The organism is Deltaproteobacteria bacterium, assembly GCA_016234845.1.
Lineage (GTDB): Bacteria > Desulfobacterota > Deferrimicrobia > Deferrimicrobiales > Deferrimicrobiaceae > JACRNP01.
On sequence record JACRNP010000065.1, the window covers coordinates 1 to 2,200 of the forward strand.

A 2,200-nucleotide genomic window follows, 5' to 3' on the forward strand; every position below is an offset into this window, starting at 1 on the left:
ATCGCCCCGTCCGCGTACTCCTTCGTGAACGTGAACAGCGACGCGGCCACCGGGAGCATCACCAGGTTCGTCACGATCTTGTACCCCACCCCGATCGAGGCGGTGATCGCCAGCTCGCGTACCATCGGGATCGGGATCAGCACCAGGGTGATGAACGACACGATCGCCGTGATCAGGGCGAGCGTTCCCGGGATCAGAAGGCCCGAGAAGCTCTCCCGCGCCGCCTCCTCCGTGCTCTTCCCGTGCGCGAGCCCCCGGACGATGAAGTTGATCTGCTGGACGCCGTGCGAAACGCCGATGGCGAACACCAGGAACGGCACCAGGACCGCCAGCGGATCCAGGCCGTACCCGAGGATCCGTAGGGTGCCGAACTGCCACACCAGGGAGGTGATCGAGCAGGCGATCGGAAGGATCGTGAACCGCACCGAGCGGCAGTACCAGTACACGGACAACGCGGTCAGCACCAGGGCGATCGCGCAGAACTCGAGGACCCCCGCGGCGCCGTCCGCGATGTCCCCGATCTGCTTGGCGAACCCGATGATCTGGATCTCGAACTTCCCGTCCTCGAACTTCTTCCGGACCTTCTCCTCGAGCACCCGGTTGTAGGCGATGTAGTCGAGCTTGTTCCCCTCGCGGTCGACCTCCTCGATCTCCGCGGTGATCATCGCGCTGGTCTGGTCCCGCGACACCAGCGTGCCCACGAACCCGCCCTGGCTCGTCAGCTTCTGGATCCGGGCGATGATCTCGGGGGTGAGCGCCTCCGGGGTGATCGTCCCCTCGATGATCTGGTCCGCCCGGAAACCTTCCTCCGTGATCTCGTTCACGTAGGAGTTGGGGGTCCACAGCGACTGCACGCCCACCCGGTCGACGCTGGGCAGGTACATGACCGCCTGCGTGACGTCGTAGAGGCGCGTCAGCGCCTCCTGGTTCCAGATCGTCCCCTTGCGGGCCTTCACGACGAAGTTCAGCCGGTTGGCGCCGAACAGGTCGCCCCGGTACTTCTCGAACGTATCGATGTATTCGTGCCCGATCGGCATCTGCTTCTCGAAGCCGGCGGACATGTGGAGCTGGAGCGCGAAGACCGCCATGACGGCGGTGAAGGCGCCGATCACCCCCAGCGTTTGCCAGCGGTGGCCGAACAGGAACTTCTCCGCCTTCGCTACGAGCCTGTTCAACAGCACGGTTCCCGACCCCCGCCCCAAAAGGATATTCGGGCGACTTCCGCCGTCCGGTGAATTGGAAAACCTTCCCGGGCCGGCGCCGTTCGAACCGGCGCCGGCCCGGGAAGCCGTCAGAAGTTACGCGTTATGTACGCGCCGAGAAAGTCCCGGTCGGCCAGCAGCTGGTTCGTTCCCCAGTAGGAAGTGTAGTTCACCCTTCCCTGCCACCGGGTCGGGGCGCTCTGGTTGAACATCACGTAGAAGTTCGCCGACTTGGCGCCCTGCAGGTAGTTCGCGGTGAAGGTCGGCGTGTTCCCCTTGATCGCCTGGAAGTAGGTCACCCCGGGGATCACCTGCCACCCCTTGATGATCTTGTTGTCGTACGCCCAGTTGAAGTCCGCTGTGACGCCCATCGACGTCGCGTCCCCGAACCCGGCGACGATCGGGTACCCGAGGGTCCCGATGGTCGAGTCGTCCTTCCAGAACCCGTAGCCGGCGGCGGGGGCCTGCGTCACCGGGGTGCCGGCGAAGGTCCGGGCGTACCGCTTGTCGGGGCTCACCCCCTGGTAGTGGGTGAACACGAATTCCCCCGCGAACGTCGCGGTGTCCGCCCGAAGGATGTCGAGGAACCAGCCGTGGTCCCCCGGCGTGAGGCTGAGAAGGCCGGTGAGGTGCGACTGGTACTTCCTCGTGTCGATCCACAGCGGGGTCTCGACGCCGACGATGCCGTTGGAGAGGGAATCCAGCACACCGCTCGGCCCGTACGGGAAGGTCAGGGCGACGGCGTCCTCCGGACGGTAGGAGAGCTCCCAGCCGATCGCCCAGTTCCCCAACGCGAAGTTCGTGCTGACGCCGTACAGTTTCCGGTTTTCCAGGAACTCCCACCGAAGCGTCCCGTTCGCGAGGAGATTCAGCACCGGCATCTTGTCGTGGTAGTTCATGAAGTAGAGCCCCACGTCCATGGAGGTCCCCGCCGGCTTGTAGTGCACCGCGACGCCGAACTGGTCGGCGTTCTTCGGGGTCTTGTCGTTGTTGAACGG

Annotated in this window: 1 protein-coding gene and 1 pseudogene (1 of these 2 cut by a window edge); both read right to left on the minus strand. The window is 65.0% G+C overall.

What is annotated here, in order from left to right; genetic code table 11:
- On the minus strand, positions 1-1,178 hold a 1,178-nt coding region (locus HZB86_05320; protein ID MBI5904954.1), incomplete at its 3' end, for an MMPL family transporter.
- Positions 1,179-1,291: 113 nt separating this feature from the next.
- Positions 1,292-2,200: pseudogene (locus HZB86_05325) on the minus strand (DUF1302 domain-containing protein) (it continues 788 nt past the right edge of the window).